12 protein-coding genes are annotated in these 14,498 nt (G+C 72.0%); 3 read left to right on the top strand and 9 right to left on the bottom strand.

Annotated elements, in window-relative coordinates; translation table 11 throughout:
• Positions 1–24: 24 nt before the first annotated feature.
• The 4 genes from ACWGJY_RS13385 to ACWGJY_RS13370 all read right to left on the bottom strand — a co-directional run bounded on the left by ACWGJY_RS13385 (position 25) and on the right by ACWGJY_RS13370 (position 6,478).
• Positions 25–1,578 carry an FAD-binding oxidoreductase gene (locus ACWGJY_RS13385; RefSeq protein ID WP_453260920.1) on the bottom strand — a complete coding sequence of 518 codons (1,554 nt, stop codon included), beginning with the start codon at positions 1,576–1,578 and terminating at the stop codon, positions 25–27.
• Positions 1,575–3,248: an FAD-dependent oxidoreductase gene (locus ACWGJY_RS13380; protein ID WP_453260919.1), complete on the bottom strand. Its 1,674-nt coding sequence runs from the start codon at positions 3,246–3,248 to the stop codon at positions 1,575–1,577. The genes ACWGJY_RS13385 and ACWGJY_RS13380 overlap by 4 nt, the downstream gene beginning before the upstream one ends.
• Positions 3,249–3,323: 75 nt before the next feature.
• A complete protein-coding gene (locus ACWGJY_RS13375; protein WP_453260918.1) occupies positions 3,324–4,901 on the bottom strand; it encodes an FGGY family carbohydrate kinase in 1,578 nt (525 codons plus the stop codon).
• A gap of 146 nt (positions 4,902–5,047) precedes the next feature.
• The gene (locus ACWGJY_RS13370; RefSeq protein ID WP_453260917.1) at positions 5,048–6,478 is read right to left on the bottom strand and encodes an MFS transporter; all 1,431 of its coding nucleotides are present in this window, start codon (positions 6,476–6,478) and stop codon (positions 5,048–5,050) included.
• Between the two features lie 501 nt (positions 6,479–6,979).
• Here ACWGJY_RS13370 and ACWGJY_RS13365 point away from each other — a divergent pair.
• Positions 6,980–7,252 carry a toxin-antitoxin system HicB family antitoxin gene (locus ACWGJY_RS13365; protein WP_453260916.1) on the top strand — a complete coding sequence of 91 codons (273 nt, stop codon included), beginning with the start codon at positions 6,980–6,982 and terminating at the stop codon, positions 7,250–7,252.
• Positions 7,249–7,620, top strand: coding sequence for a fic family toxin-antitoxin system, toxin component (locus tag ACWGJY_RS13360; RefSeq protein ID WP_453260915.1), 372 nt, complete (start codon positions 7,249–7,251; stop codon positions 7,618–7,620). The genes ACWGJY_RS13365 and ACWGJY_RS13360 overlap by 4 nt, the downstream gene beginning before the upstream one ends.
• 43 nt (positions 7,621–7,663) lie before the next feature.
• On the opposite strand, the gene ACWGJY_RS13355 is transcribed toward ACWGJY_RS13360, so the two are convergent.
• The 4 genes from ACWGJY_RS13355 to bioB form a co-directional block, all read right to left on the bottom strand.
• Positions 7,664–8,335, bottom strand: a complete 672-nt coding sequence (locus tag ACWGJY_RS13355) for a class I SAM-dependent methyltransferase (RefSeq protein ID WP_453260914.1) — start codon at positions 8,333–8,335, stop codon at positions 7,664–7,666.
• 321 nt (positions 8,336–8,656) lie between these two features.
• Positions 8,657–9,358: a dethiobiotin synthase gene (bioD, locus tag ACWGJY_RS13350; protein ID WP_453260913.1), complete on the bottom strand. Its 702-nt coding sequence runs from the start codon at positions 9,356–9,358 to the stop codon at positions 8,657–8,659.
• 212 nt (positions 9,359–9,570) lie between these two features.
• Positions 9,571–10,875, bottom strand: a complete 1,305-nt coding sequence (locus tag ACWGJY_RS13345) for an adenosylmethionine--8-amino-7-oxononanoate transaminase (RefSeq protein WP_453260912.1) — start codon at positions 10,873–10,875, stop codon at positions 9,571–9,573.
• Positions 10,868–12,019, bottom strand: a complete 1,152-nt coding sequence (bioB, locus tag ACWGJY_RS13340; protein ID WP_453260911.1) for a biotin synthase BioB — start codon at positions 12,017–12,019, stop codon at positions 10,868–10,870. Before bioB ends, ACWGJY_RS13345 begins: the two co-directional genes overlap by 8 nt.
• 156 nt (positions 12,020–12,175) lie before the next feature.
• Here bioB and ACWGJY_RS13335 point away from each other — a divergent pair, with 156 nt between their 5' ends.
• Positions 12,176–13,402 (top strand): 8-amino-7-oxononanoate synthase, encoded by a 1,227-nt coding sequence (locus tag ACWGJY_RS13335; protein WP_453260910.1) that lies wholly within the window; start codon positions 12,176–12,178, stop codon positions 13,400–13,402.
• Between the two features lie 172 nt (positions 13,403–13,574).
• On the opposite strand, the gene ACWGJY_RS13330 is transcribed toward ACWGJY_RS13335, so the two are convergent.
• The gene (locus tag ACWGJY_RS13330; RefSeq protein ID WP_453260909.1) at positions 13,575–14,489 is read right to left on the bottom strand and encodes a LysR family transcriptional regulator; all 915 of its coding nucleotides are present in this window, start codon (positions 14,487–14,489) and stop codon (positions 13,575–13,577) included.
• Positions 14,490–14,498: the final 9 nt, after the last annotated feature.

Below are 14,498 nucleotides of genomic sequence, written 5' to 3'. Positions count from 1 at the left end.
TTCGAGGGTCTGTGGCTGCTGAGGTCAGCTCAGCGGAGACGTACCGAAGCGGCTGGGAAGGCCCAGCTTGCCAGGGTTGAGGATGCCGGCCGGGTCCAGGGCCTTCTTCACCGCGACGAACGTCGCGAAGCCCGCCCCGAGGGATTCCTCCAGGTAGGGGCCGCGCAGCAGACCGCAGCCATGGTGGTGGCTGAGCGCCGCCGCGTGCTTGATCAGTACGGCGTTGGCCGCGTCCCACACCGCGCGGTACCAGTCGCGGCGCGAGTCGGGCGCCACATCGCCGCGCAGCGAGAAGTAGACGCAGGCGCCGTCGGTGTATGCGTGGGACTGGTGGGCCGAGGCGGCCAGGGTGCCGTACACCGCCTGGATCGCGGCGACCACCTCGTCGTAGATCACCGGGAGGTCGGTCCAGGACGCGGCCATCTCCAGGGTGTCGGCGACGAGGCCCGGACCCGGCTTGAAGCCTTCGGCGGACTTGCCGACCACCATCCGCTCGTCCAGCCAGCGCTCGAAGACGGCCTGGCTGTCCAGTTCGGGGCCGTACGCCTCGCAGACCTCTTTCGCCACCTTGATCGAGGCATCGACGATGGCCGGGTCGCCCTCGTCGGCGATGAGCAGGAGGTTGGTCTCCGGGTGGCTGAAGTGGTTGCCCGACTCCAGAGTGTCGTACAGGCGCAGGACGGCCGGGGTGGCGCCGCGCTGCATGATCCTGCGGCAGGCCTCCAGGCCTTCCGCGAAGGTCTTGAAGCCGTACGCGACGGCGCTCGCGTACTCCGGCAGCGGGTGGACGCGCAGCCGGGCCGAGACGATGACACCGAGGGTGCCCTCGGAGCCGACGAACAGCTGGCGCAGGTCCGGGCCGACCGCGGCGCGGGCGTAGTCGCCGTACGTGGCCCGGGTGCCGTCGGCGTGTACGACGTCGACGCCGATGACCATGTCCTCGATCTTGCCGTACCGGGTGGAGAGCTGACCGGCGCCGCGGCAGGCGATCCAGCCGCCGACGGTGGAGACGGCGAACGCGGACGGCCAGTGGCCGGTGGTGACGCCGTACTCCTCCTGGAGCTGCTTTTCGAACAGGTCGCCGAACATACCGGCCTGGACGTCCACGACGTTCGACTCGGCGTCGAAGCCGGTGATCCGGTTGAGTCCGCACACGTCCAGGACGACGCCGCCGAAGACGGGCAGCGCGGCGCCGGTGACGTTGGAGCGGCCCGCGGAGGGGGTGACCGGAATGCCGGCCTCGTGGCAGATCCGCAGCACGGCCGCGACCTGGTCGGCGTCGGCGGCCTCGACGATCACGGCGTCCGGGGCCGCGGGACGGCCCTCGGTCTCGCCGATCATCGAGCCGGCCCACCAGTCGCGGGTCCGGGTGACGACCTCGTCGCGGGAAGTGTGCACCGCGTGCGCGGCCTCGCGCAGCGCCTCGACGACGGCATCGGGGACCTTGACCGGGTTGACCTGAAGCGCGGCCTCGCCGTCGCCGACCGGGGTGTCGCGCGCCCACTTGGCGGGGCTGGGGGCACCGACGGTGTAGTTGCCCCGGTTGAACGGGTGGGTGATGGTCTGACGGCTGATCATGCTGCTGTCCCTTCGAGGAGTACGGACTTTTCGTGATGGACGGCTGCGAGGTACTCGGCGACCGAGCGCTCGACCTCCGCCTCGGTGAGGTTCAGTTCCTGGCCGAGGAGCGCGCCGACGGCTTCGGCGGCGTCGATGGAGGCGTCCCGGGCGAACAGCCGGGCGCGGGTGCGGCGGGAGAGGACGTCGTCAACCGACCGGGCCAGCTCGGCACGGGCCGCGTACACGACCTCCGCCTTCGTGTACGGAAGTCCGGCGACGATCGGCTCGGCCAGCGACGGGTCGTCCTGGATGAGGTCGCCGACGAAGCGGGCCTCGGTGCCGAAGCGCTCGCCCAGGTGGGCGGCGATGCCACCGGACGCGGCGACGGCCTCGGAGTCGTAACCGGCGCCGCCGAGGAGTGGGAGGTCGGCGGTGCGGCTCTTGCCCTTGCGGCCGAGGACGGTCATCGCCTTGTCGATGACGAGCTCGCCCATGTGCCGGCTGGTGGTGAGCTTACCGCCGGTCACCGTCACCATGCCGGTGCGGCCGACGGTGATGTGGTGGTCGCGGCGCATATCGAGGGTGGCGCCCTCCTTGGCGCCGACCAGCGGGCGCAGACCGCCGATGGAGCCGACCACATCGTCCGGGGTGAGCTTCCCCTCGAAGGCGGTGTTGGCGCCCTCCAGCAGGAAGTCCATCTCCTCACGGGTGCAGTGCACATCGTCCGGGGAGCCCTGGTAGTCCTCGTCGGTGGTGCCCAGCACGACGTTGTTGCCCCAGCGGGTGCAAGTCGCGCGGCGGGCCCGGCCGGGGATCGGCACGGTGACCGTGCAGTTGATCCGCACCTTGTCCCACGGCACCACGATGTGGACGCCCTTGGCGGGCCGGACCTGCGGCCGGTGACAGTCGTCCGCCTTCGCGTCCAGCTCGTCGGTCCACACCCCGGTGGCGTTGACGACGGCTCGGGCGCGGATGTCGAGGGTGTCGCCGTCCGCCGAGATTCGGGCACCGGACACCTTGCCCTTCTGCATCAGCAGACCTTCCGCCCTGGCACCGTTGAGGACCGTCGCGCCGAGCGCGGCGGCGGTGCGGACGATGGTGAGGACGAGCCGGGCGTCGTCGGTGCGGGCGTCGAAGTACATCAGCCCGCCCTTGAGGTTCTCGGCGCGCAGCGTCGGAGCCTGGGCGAGCACCTCGGGAACGGTGAGCCGCTGGTGGAGCTTGCCGATCCGCCATCCACCGACCAGGTCGTACGTCCACAGCAGACCCTCGAAGGCCGTGGCCAGGCGGGCGTCGAAGGCGCCCTCCTTCTCCAGGATCGGGAAGAGGAACGGCAGCCGGTGCACCAGGTGCGGTGCGTTCTTCCGGAAGCGGTGGCGCTCCAGGAGCGAGTGGCGGACCAGATTGACGTTGCCCTGCTCGATGTAGCGCAGGCCGCCGTGCACCATCTTCGACGACTTCGACGAGGTGCCGGAGGCGAAGTCGTCCTTCTCGACCAAGGCTGCGCGCAGACCGCGCGAGGCGGCGTCGAGCACGGCATACGCCCCGGTGATGCCGCCGCCGATGACGAGCACGTCGTACGTGTCGTCGGCCAGTCGGCGCTTGAGGGCGGCCCGGTCGAACAGCAGCGGTGTCCGGCGGGTCGCCGCGGCGGTGCGCCGCGGTTTCCGGGCGGGCATGGTGATCACAACATCAACTCCTGGTGTTTCGGTTCGGCGGCCCGGCATCCTGTGCGGGCCGCCGGTGTGACGGCCGGGGGGCCGTCAGTGGGGGGTGTGAGGTTCGGGCGTGCCCTCCCGCAGGGGGAGCAGCGTGGGGTCGTTCAGATGGGCGATCAGCACATCGCGCCAGGCGGTGCGCAGTTCGGTGCACTCGGCCGACGTGATCGACGGTTCGAAGACCCGGCCCTGCGGCTGCGCCTCGACGACCTCTTCGAGCGAGGACCACAGGCCCTGGGCGACCCCGGCCAGATAGGCGGTGCCGCGCAGGCTGGCGGTGGCGGAGTCGGCGACCCGTTCCAGCGGCAGGCCGGTCAGGTCGGCCTGGATCTGTATCAGCGGGTCGCTGCCGGAGACGCCGCCGCCGACCCGGAGCCGGGTGAACGGGGTGCCCATGGTGTCGGCGACCCCGTCGATCAGGTCGCACACCGAGTGCGCGATCCCGTCGAGCACGGCGCGGGCGAGGTCGGCGCGGGTGGTGGCGAGGGTGAGTCCGGTGAGGGACGCGGTGGCCTCCGGGTGCCAGACCGGCGTACGGACCCCGGCGAGTGCCGGGACGAAACGCGGGGTGCGGCCCGGCCGGGTGGGGACCCGGCCCGCTTCCTCACCGAGCTCCTTCGGCGAGGCGAACAGGCCCAGATCGTCACAGAGCCAGCGCAGCGCCGACCCCGCGGTGGAGGTGTACGCCTCCAGGCTGTAGTGACTGATGTCACCCTGCCGCCGGCCGGGCTGGGCGAGCACCCCGGAGATGTCCGGCCGGGGCAGGGCGGGCGTGGTGCCGGTCGCCGCGTCGACGAACGCGCCGGTCCCGTACATGCACATGCCCTGCCCGGCGGCGAGACCGCCGAGCGCGACGAGTGCGGCGTGCTGGTCGCCCATGGAGGCGGCCAGCGGGACGGCGATGCCGAGGGCGTCCGGGTCGGTCGTGCCGAAACCGGTGTCGTCGGAGCGTAGTTCGGGCAGCAGGTCGAGGGGGAAGCCGAGGTGGTCGATCCATTCCTCGTCCCAGGCGTGTCGCTGAAGCAGGTAGCCGCCGGTGGACGCGGCATTGGTCGGGGTGGTGGCGTGCACGGAGCCACCGGTGAGGCGCCAGATCAGCCAGGTGTCGACGGTGCCGAAGAGCAGCCGTCCCGACCGGTGCGCCTCGGCCACCTCCGGATGTGCGGCGATTTGCCGGGCGGCCCAGAGGAACGGGGCGCGGGCGCCGACCGGCCGGCCCTGCCGGGCCAGCAGGAGGGCGTCCCACTCCGCCTCGAAGGCGGTGAGCTCATGCGCATACCGGCGGTCCTGCCACACCACCGCGGGCAGTAGCGGCCGCCCGGTGACCCGGTCCCACAGCATCGCCGTGGCACGCTGTGTGGACAGCGCGACCGAGGTGATCTCGATGCCGTCCTCGCGTGCCCCGCCGACGGCCCGGCGCGCCACCTCAAGGGTGGCGGTCCAGATCTCCATCGGGTCCTGCTCGACCGAGAGGTCATTAGGATGGCTGACCTTGATCGGCCGGTAGAACACCTCGTGGGTGGCGCCCGAGTCGAGCACGACTCCGGCGCGGGTGCCCGTGGTGCCCTCGTCGATGGACAGCACACCGCGCCGTGGGGAGGCGCCGGGGAACGTCTGGGTCATGGCAGCCCTTTCATTCGAGCATCGCGAGCAAGCCGTGCGGAGGGATACGGAGGGGACGGATACGGAGGGAAGGGATGAAGGGGTACGGAGGGGACGGATACGGAGGGGAGGGGACCACCGCGCGGTGTGCCAGGTCCGGCGGCGGGTCAGCGCGCAGTCACGGAGAGCGCCGCAGTGGCGTCACGGCCCTGTCCGGCGACCTCGTCGGGCGAGGCGGCCTTCATCGGGTCCCACTTGATCACCAGGCAGGTGATCAGGCCGAGCAGCGGCACGACGGACAGCATCAGGAAGGTGTCGGCGAGTCCGAGCGAATCCTTGATCTGCGGAAACAGATACAGCCCGGCGACACTGCCGAAGCTGCCGACCATCCCGGTGACACCGGTGCCGAGCGCACGGACATCACTGCTGTACGAGAGCGCGGCGATGGACTTGCCGTTGGCCCCGGGGCCCGCCGAGTGGCAGAGGATGAACAGCACCGGCAGTAGGAACGCCACGGCCAGGGGGACCTTCTCGAAGGTCAGCCCCATCGCCACCAGGGCCACGAAGACTCCGGCGAAACCGGCGGCCGAGCTCAGCCGCAGTCCGAGCCGGCGGCCGAAGTACGCGGACAGCAACCCGCCCGCGATGCCGAAGGCGTTGAAGACCATCGAACCGACGGTGGCCTTCTCGAAGCTCTCGCCGAAGATCGTCAGGCTGATCAGCGGGAGGTACCAGCCGACCGCGAAGTACTGCATCGACTGCCCGAGCGAGATCACCGAGGAGAGGACCGTGCGCGGCAGGTACTCGCCCTTGAACAAAAGCCCGGTCTGGCGGAACCCGATGACCGGTGCCTCAGCCGCGGTGCGGGTCATCGCGTCGGGCGTACCGACGACTGCCTTGATCCCGTAGATCCGGTCCAGGTTGGCGACGGACTCGTCCAGCCGGCCCTTGCCGGCCAGCCAGGTGGGGCTCTCCTTGAGCATCAGCGCCTGGCTCAGCAGCAGCGCGACGGCGACGACCGCGGCCGAGCCGACCGACCAGCGCCAGATGTCGGCGCCGACGTCCAGGTTGAAGAAGACCAGGGCCAGGGCGAGGTTGCTGGTGGTGGCGACGTACCAGACGGCTTGCCACAGGTTCAGCCGGCCGCCCAGCTTCGCGGGCGTGTACTCGGCGAGCAGCGCCATGGCGACCGCGAAGTCGATGCCGTACGCGACACCCACCAGGACCCGGCCGAGCCACACGAGGGTGAAGCCACCGGCGAACGCGGCGAGCAGGGCACCCGCGATCGCGAACACCTTGGCGATGAGCAGCGGGGGGACGCGGCCGATGCGGGTGGCGAGCCAGCCACCGAGGGGGTTGAAGATGATGGCCAGCGCTGGAGCAGTGGCCGTGAGGATCGAGACTTGGGTGCTGGTGAGCTCCATCTGGGTCGTCATGGGCCCCAGACCGGCGCTCAGCGCCGCGTTCGAGTAGGCGTCGAGGAACAGCCCGCCGAACACCAGGAACCAGATAATCTGCGCCCGGCCGGTGATCTTTCCCAGCCCATCGATGAGCGCAACGACGTCGGCGACGCTTCTGACGCTCGGACGTTGTGCCATGAATCCGCCTTCGAGGAAGACCTACCGGCGGCACGGGGAGCACAGAAAGAGGCACGACGAAGCCACCGACAGGTGGTCTGTGTCTGTGCCTGTCAAAAAACTGCGGAAAACGCCGCAGCGCGTGAACTGCTGGAACTGCCAATTACGCGGTGCAGTGAGATTAAGAACGAGCCATGAGGAACGTCAAGGGTTTCGGCCAGGTTACCGAAACGTGACGGGCTGGGCTCAGGGGGTCCTGCGGGAGCTGGAGGCCAGGGGGGCAAGGGACCGTCTGGTCGCCCTGGCGTTGCTGCCCCAACTGCTGTCGCAGCCGTATGTCGACACGTCGGGGCCGGCGTGGTCCTCCGGTCGGTCGCCGGCCCTGCCGGTGGGCCGGGCGCCGCTCGCGCGCGGAGGGCGGCACGCCGACGGTCTCCTTGGCCGCCGCCCCGCTCCCCGGCGCCGGTGGCGCACACTCTCGGGCGCTTGCCGCTGCTAGCAGTGGCGCGCTAGCTTGGAGGGGTGGCGAAGACACAGCTGAACGTCCGCGTGGACGAAGCCACCGCCGAAGCGGCGCGAGAGCGCGCCCTGCAGCGGGGAGTGAGTATGAATCGCTATATCGAGGAGCTCGTCCTCAAGGACGCGGGCGAGGTCGGCCAGACCTTCGTCGAGGCCGCCTCCGACTTCATGAAGCAGTACGAGCGTGTCTTCGCCGAGGAATTCGGCCTGGAACCGGGCAGTGGCCAAGGCGCCGCGACCGCCATCAACCACGAAGGGCTGCCGGGCACCACGTGACGCTGCGTATCGACCTCGCCTGGCTCCTTCTGATCGCCGAACAGCACACCCCCGGTGACCCCCAGGTCACCGACTGGGGCGCCCTGGTGGCCGCCGTCAGCCGCCATGAAGCCGAGATATTCGGCGTGCCCGTCTACACGGAGCCGCAGGACCGGGCTGCCTGCCTCCTCCAACTCCTGCTCCAGGTGCCGGCGTTGGAGCGCTCGAATGCGATGTTCGCCACCGCCGTGGCCTATGGCTATCTCGTTGCCAGCGGACTGAAGATCGCCACCTCTCCCGAGCAGGTCCGCGAACTCGCCCGCCTCGTCAAGGAGGGCACGGCCGATGTCCACACCATCGCGGACGAGCTGCGCACCTGGACGGTCTGACGGCCGCGGAGGACCGGGCCGGCCGCCCGCCCGCGGCGACCGCTCAGCCGGCCGGCCGCCGCGCCGCGCCCAGCACCGCCGGTGACGTCGGCAGCGTCGGCCCGCGCTCCGGCACCTTCAGCCGGCGCACCCGCAGCACCTCGAAACCGGCCGTCCGGATCTCGCCCAGCGGATCCCGGCCGGTGTGACAGCCCCCCATCAGCAGTGGCCAGACCGTCCGGTCCAGCGACCACTGCACCGCCGCCAGTCCCCGCCCCGTGGCCCGCCCGTGCTCGAAGAACCGCAGCTCACCGCCCGGACGCAGCACCCGCCTCAGCTCCACCAGCGCCCGCTGCACCTCGTGCACGGAACACAGCACCAGCGACGCCACCGCCGTATCGAACGCCTCGCTCTTGACCGGCAGGGCCTCCGCCACACCCGGCACCAGATCCACCGGCACCTCCGCGTGCGCCGCCGCCGATCGGGCCACCTCCCGCAGGGTGGGCTCCGGTTCGATCGCCACCACCTCGGAGACGGTCCCCGGATAGTGCGCGAAGTTCAGCCCGGTGCCCGCACCGACCTCGATGACCCGGCCCGTGGCGCCGGTGAGCAACTCCCTCCGGAGCGCGGCCACGCCCGCCCGTGCGTCGGCGGCCGGGCCGCAGCAGTTCGCGTAGAAGCGGGCGAACACCGGATGATGGACGCTGCCTTGCGGAACTCTCCTGCGCTGCCACATGACCGACCCCTTCGCCGACGAAGCCCGCTCCTGCTGTCAGTCTCCCCACTGCGCGGACCACGAGCCGCACCGCGCAGCATCCTCCGCGGTGCGGAAATCTGTACGAGCCGACGGCCGTCGCGGCGCCAGGGGCACCCCGGCCCTCCGGAGGATGGGTAGCCCGGCCGGACCGCCGTCAGGGCGCTGCGCGCACGCGGACCGCCGTCAGCGCACTGCGCAGCCCACCGTCGCCGGTGAGGACGCAATCCCGGACGCCGTCACGAGGGGATCCGGCGCGAGGGAATGCCGTCATGAACGGAATGCCGTCATGAACGGAAGCCGTCACGAGGGAATGCGGAAGGTGCCCGAGCCGCCGAGCACCGGCGCCAGCCAGTCAGGGGCCGCGGCGCGGAAGGCCTGCGGCGGCAGCCCGCCCGAGCCCTGCGGGATCAGCCCGAGGAGCGGGGCGCCTGCGGCGTCCGGGAGGTCGGTCAGATTGCAGCGGGATGCCAGATCGGGTTCGGCCGGCCAGCTGCCGACGACGACCCCCGGGGAGCCGAGTCCGTACGAACGCAGCGCCAGTGCGGTCAGTGCGGTCATGTTGAGGGTGCCGAGCCCCGGCTGGGCGACGATCAGGACGGGGGCGTCCGCCAGTCGCGCGGCGTCGGCGAGGGTATGGCCGTCCGCGTCGAAGCGGACGAGCAGCCCGCCCGCGCCCTCGACCAGGACCAGATCGTGGGAGGCGTCCAGCTTGGCGGCGGCCTCGGCGATCTCATGGGGGAGTACCGGCGGCAGACCGGACCGCAGCGCGGCCGTCGACGGTGCCAGCGGGTCGGGGTAGCGGGCGAGTTCGGCGGTGGTGACCGGGCCGGCCAGCCGCTCGACCTCCGTCGCGTCGCCGGTCTCGTCCGCCGTGACACCGGTCTGGGCCGGCTTGAGCACGGCCACCGAGCGTCCCTGGGCGAGCGCCGCCGCGGCGATGGCGGCCGTGGTCACGGTCTTGCCGATCTCCGTGCCCGTGCCCGTCACGAACAGCACCGACATGGTGTTCCTCCGACTCTGCGCGGCCGATCCCGCGCGGGATACGGCGAATGGTTCCTGGTGAAGGACTCTTGCGTGAACGTTTCCTGTGCCGGGGTGCCGGAGCAGCGGTGGCGGGCCGAAGCGCCTCCTTGTGCCGGGGTGCCGGGGTGCCGGAGCGCCGGAGCAGCGGTGGCGGGCCGGAGCGCCTCCCCCGGTCACCGCCGCCCGTGCGGTCAGCCCTCGCGCGTCGCCGCGCACACCGCGGCGCAGATGCGCGCCACCTCGTCGTCACCCGTGATGTACGGCGGCATGGTGTAGATCAGATCCCGGAACGGGCGCAGCCAGACGCCTTCCCGGACCGCGGCCCGGGTCGCGGCCGCCATGTCCACCTCGTGGTCGAGCTGGACGACACCGATCGCGCCGAGTACGCGTACCTCGCGCACCCCGGCGATGCCCGCAGCCGGCGCCAGCCCGTCCCGCAGCCCGGCCTCGACCCGCTTGACCTCCTGCCTCCAGTCCTGGGACAGCAGCAGTCCGATCGAGGCGTCGGCGACGGCGGCGGCGAGCGGATTGCCCATGAAAGTGGGGCCGTGCGCCAGCACCGGCAGGTCGCCACGGGAGATACCGTCCGCGACGGCCGTCGTGCACAGTGTCGCCGCCAGGGTCAGATATCCGCCGGTCAGCGCCTTGCCGAGACACATCACATCGGGCGCCACGCCCGCGTGTCCGGCGGCGAAGAGCGCGCCCGTACGGCCGAATCCGGTCGCGATCTCGTCGAAGACGAGCAGCACGCCGTGCGCATCGCAGGCCTCCCGCAGCACCCGCAGATATTCGGGGGAGTGGAACGACATCCCGCCCGCCCCCTGCACCACGGGCTCCACGATCACCGCCGCCAGTTCCTCGGCGTGCCGGCCGATCAGCTCCCGCAGATGCGCCGCGTACGCCGCGTCGGGCGCGGCATCGAAGCCGGCCGGTGGTGCGTCGGCGAAGATCTGCCGCGGCAGCACCCCCTGCCACAGCTCATGCATGCCGCCGTCCGGGTCGCAGACCGACATCGGCTGCCAGGTGTCGCCGTGATAGCCGCCCCGCCAGGTCAACAGCCGCTGTTTGCGCGGCTTCCCCAGCGAGCGCCAGTACTGCAGGCACATCTTGACGGCGACCTCGACCGACACCGATCCGGAGTCGGCGAGGAACACATGCTGCAGCGGCTCGGGGCTGATGTCGACCAGCCGCTTCGCCAGCCGCACGGCGGGCTCATGGGTGAGCCCGCCGAACATCACATGGCTCATCCGGTCCAGCTGGCCGCGTGCGGCGTCATTGAGCACCGGGTGGTTGTAGCCGTGCACGGCCGACCACCACGACGACATGCCGTCCACCAACTCGTCCCGGCCCTCGGCCGGTTCGGCCAGCCGGAGCCGGACCCCGGACGCCGACTCCACCAGCAGCGGTGCGGTCCGGCCGGGCATCGGCCCGTACGGATGCCACACATGCTGCCGGTCGAGCGCGAGCAGTTCGGCGGGGGTGAGCGGCTCAGGCATTGGGGGGCAGTTCGGTACCGGCTCCGCGGCGGCGTACCGAGACCAGACCGCGGCGGGTCTCGTCGGACGGTGCCGGGACGGTGGCGGCCGGGGCCTCGGTGCCGTCGGCGGCCTCGTCGGCCACCGTGTCGCCACCCGGCCTGCGGTGCTCGGGCAGCGTCGTGGTGTCCGTGCCCTCCACCTCGAAGCCGGCGTCCGCGATCATCGCGAGGTCGTCCTGGCCGGCCTGGCCCTCACTGGTCAGATAGTCGCCGAGGAAGATGGAGTTGACCAGGTGCAGGGCGAGCGGCTGCATGCTGCGCAGATGCACCTCACGGCCGCCGGCCAGCCGTACCTCGATGTCCGGGCAGACCAGCCGCACCATCGCCAGGATGCGCAGCGCGCGCTGCGGGGTGAGGTTCCACTCCTTGGCGAGCGGGGTGCCCTCGAACGGAATCAGAAAGTTCACCGGGACGGAGTCCGGGTCCAGCTCGCGCAGCGCGAAGACCACATCGACGAGATCGGCGTCGCTCTCCCCCATACCCGCGATCAGCCCGGAGCAGGCGGACATACCGGCCGCCTGGGCCTGCTGGACCGTGGAGACCCGGTCCGAGAAGTCGTGCGTGGTGCAGATGTCGCCGTAGGTGGCTTCCGAGGTGTTGAGGTTGTGGTTGTACGCATCGGCGCCCGCCGCGCGCAGCCGGCCGGCCTGGCCGTCGGAGAGCAGACCGAGGCAGGCGCACACCTCCACGCCCTCGTTCTGCTCCTTGATGGCGGAGATGGTCTCCGACACGCGGTCCACGTCCTTGTCCGTGGGGCCGCGGCCGCTGGCCACCAGACAGACGCGCTTGGCACCGCCGGCCACCCCGGCGGCGGCGGCCTGGGAGGCGTCGTCCGGCTTGAGCCAGGTGTACTTGAGGATCTCGGCCTTCGACCCCAGCCGCTGCGAGCAGTAGGAGCAGTCCTCGGGGCACAGGCCCGACTTGAGGTTGACGAGATAGTTGAGTTTGACCCGCCGCCCGAACCACTGGCGGCGTACCTTTCCGGCCGCGGCCACGACATCGAGCAGTTCGTCATCGGAGGTGGCCAGTACGGCCAGCGCCTCTTCGCGGGTCGGCAACTCGCGCCGCAGTCCCTTGTCCACCAGTGTGTTCAGCAGGTCCATGGCGTTGATCCTGGCGTACGTCACCGCCCCCGGCCAAGGAGGATTCCCACAACGAGCCGCGATCGAGGTGTGTGTATCGCCACACCGTGAGCCTGCGGAACGACCGCTAACGTCTATCGACAGCCCACAATCGAGGCCGACAGACGAAGGACGCCGATGCCGCAGGACTCCGCCCCGTCGCCGCTTCGCGACACCTCCCCGGCGAGGCCTGCCGAGTCCTCCGCCGAGCCCGCCCGTCCGGCGTACGACGCGGCCTTCGACTGGCTCGATGCCGCCTGTGCCGCGCGCCGGCACGCCGGCCTCGTCCGCACCCTGCGTCCGCGCCCGGCCGACTCCCGGCTGCTCGATCTGGCCGGCAACGACTACCTCGGACTCGCCCGGCACCCCGAGGTCACCCGCGGTGCGGCCGAGGCCGCACACCGCTGGGGCGCCGGCGCGACCGGCTCCCGGCTGGTCAGCGGCAGCACCGAGCTGCACGCCCTGCTGGAGACGGAACTCGCCGCATTCTGCGGCTTCGAGGCCGCTTTGGTGCTCTCCTCCGGGTATGCCGCGAATCTCGGCGCCGTCACCGCGCTCACCGCCCCCGGCACCCTGATCGTCTCCGACGCGGGCAACCATGCCTCCCTCATCGACGGCTGCCGGCTCTCCCGGGCCCGTACCGAAGTGGTCCCGCACGCCGATCCGGAGGCCGTACTCGCCGCACTGACCGGTCACGACGGCCGGGCGCTCGCCGTGACCGACTCGGTGTTCTCGGTCGACGGGGACGCCGCGCCGCTCCGCGCGCTGGCCGGGGTCTGCCGGGCACGGGGCGCCGGCCTCCTGGTCGACGACGCCCACGGCCTAGGGGTGTTGGGCGACGGGGGCCGTGGCGCGCTGTCGGCGGCCGGGCTCGCCGGGGACGGTGATGTGGTGACCACCGTGACGCTGTCCAAGTCGCTCGGCTCCCAGGGCGGTGCGGTGCTCGGCCCGGCCCGGGTCATCGAGCATCTGGTCAACACCGCACGGTCGTTCATCTTCGACACCGGTCTCGCCCCGGCGGCAGCCGGCGGTGCCCTCGCCGCGCTCCGGCTGCTGCGCCGCGAACCACAGCGCGCCGACCGGGCCGTCCGGATCGCCCGGGGGCTGCACGACCGCCTCAGCGCGGCGGGCCTGGCGGCGGTAAGCCCGGACGCGGCGGTGGTCTCCGTCCGTGCCCCCTCGCCGGAAGCGGCGCTCCGCTGGGCCGCCGACTGCCGTGCGGCCGGACTCGCGGTCGGCTGCTTCCGGCCGCCGTCCGTGCCCGACGGGATCTCCCGGCTGCGGCTCACCGCCCGCGCGGATCTGACGGGTGCTCAGCTCGACTGGGCGGTCGGCACGATCGTGGCCACCGCACCGGCGGCCTGAAGCGGACCCTTGTGCATACGGGCAGGGCGGCCGCCCCCAGTGGCCGGCCGCCGTCCGGGGAAGGCGCCGTCGGCCCTGACCGTCCCCGGCGCACCCTCGGCCGCCGGCCGCTGAGGCTGCCAGGTGTCGCCGTGATAGCCGCGGGTGCCGTCGGCTCCGGCCGTCCCCGTCGTCATGGCGCGGCGGAGTGGCGGGTGAAGGCTCCGCGCAGCAGGGCCCGGAACGTCTCCGCGGCCGGGGTGGCGCCGGGGCGGTAGGCCACCGAGATCCGGCGGTGCAGCTCCGGCGGGTCCAGCCGGCGGACCCCCAGCGGGGTCACCGATCCCTCCGCCACCATCTGCGGGACCACCGCCACCCCGAGCCCCGCGCTCACCAGCGCACACACCACCGCATAGCCCGGCGACTCGCAGCGCACCGCCTCACTCGCCCCGGCGGCCGCAAGTGCCGCCTCCACCCCGCGCCGGTTGGGGTCGGCGGGCGCCATACTGACCAGCGGCTGGCCGGCCAGGCCGGCCAGCGGCAGTCGTCCGGAGCCCGCCGAGAGGGCATGGCCGGGCGCGGTGACGAGCACCAGCTCCTCGGTCAGCAGCGGCTCCAGACGCACGCCCTCCGGCGCCGGCATCGCCTCGCCCGGCACATACTCATGCGTCAGCGCCAGATCGACCTCGCCCAGCGCCACCGCCGCGGTCGCCTGCGGCGGTACGTACTCCGTCACGCTCAGCTCCACATCGGGGTGCGCCCGCCGGAATGCGCTGAGCGCGGGCGGCAGCAGATGGGTGCCGGCGGTCATGAACGTGCCGACCCGCAGCCGGCCGCCGGACAGCCCCGCCAGCCGGGACAGCTCGTGCCGCGCCTGATCCAGCTCGTCGAGGACCCGCCGGGCCCGTACGAGCAGCAGCTCACCGGCCGCCGTCAGCCGCGCCCCGCGATGGTGGCGCACCAGCAGCGCCGTCCCGGCCTCCCGCTCCAGCTTGGCGAGCTGCTGGGAGAGCGCGGGCGCGGTGTAGCCCAGCCGGGTGGCGGCCCGGGTGATCGAACCGGCCTCCGCCACCGCTACCAGGGCGGCCAGGCGTGTGGGGTCGTACATAAGGATCTC

It is taken from the genome of Streptomyces sp. NPDC054765, from assembly GCF_053612065.1.
This window is presented reverse-complemented; position numbering and strand designations above follow the sequence as displayed.

Coding starts and splice junctions, on each gene's coding strand:
- ACWGJY_RS13385 (WP_453260920.1), bottom strand. CDS start 1,578: ATGATCAGCCGTCAGACCATCACCCACCCGTTCAACCGGGGCAACTAC.
- ACWGJY_RS13375 (WP_453260918.1), bottom strand. CDS start 4,901: ATGACCCAGACGTTCCCCGGCGCCTCCCCACGGCGCGGTGTGCTGTCC.
- ACWGJY_RS13370 (WP_453260917.1), bottom strand. CDS start 6,478: ATGGCACAACGTCCGAGCGTCAGAAGCGTCGCCGACGTCGTTGCGCTC.
- ACWGJY_RS13355 (WP_453260914.1), bottom strand. CDS start 8,335: ATGTGGCAGCGCAGGAGAGTTCCGCAAGGCAGCGTCCATCATCCGGTG.
- bioD (WP_453260913.1), bottom strand. CDS start 9,358: ATGTCGGTGCTGTTCGTGACGGGCACGGGCACGGAGATCGGCAAGACC.
- ACWGJY_RS13345 (WP_453260912.1), bottom strand. CDS start 10,875: ATGCCTGAGCCGCTCACCCCCGCCGAACTGCTCGCGCTCGACCGGCAG.
- bioB (WP_453260911.1), bottom strand. CDS start 12,019: ATGGACCTGCTGAACACACTGGTGGACAAGGGACTGCGGCGCGAGTTG.
- ACWGJY_RS13335 (WP_453260910.1), top strand. CDS start 12,176: ATGCCGCAGGACTCCGCCCCGTCGCCGCTTCGCGACACCTCCCCGGCG.
- ACWGJY_RS13330 (WP_453260909.1), bottom strand. CDS start 14,489: ATGTACGACCCCACACGCCTGGCCGCCCTGGTAGCGGTGGCGGAGGCC.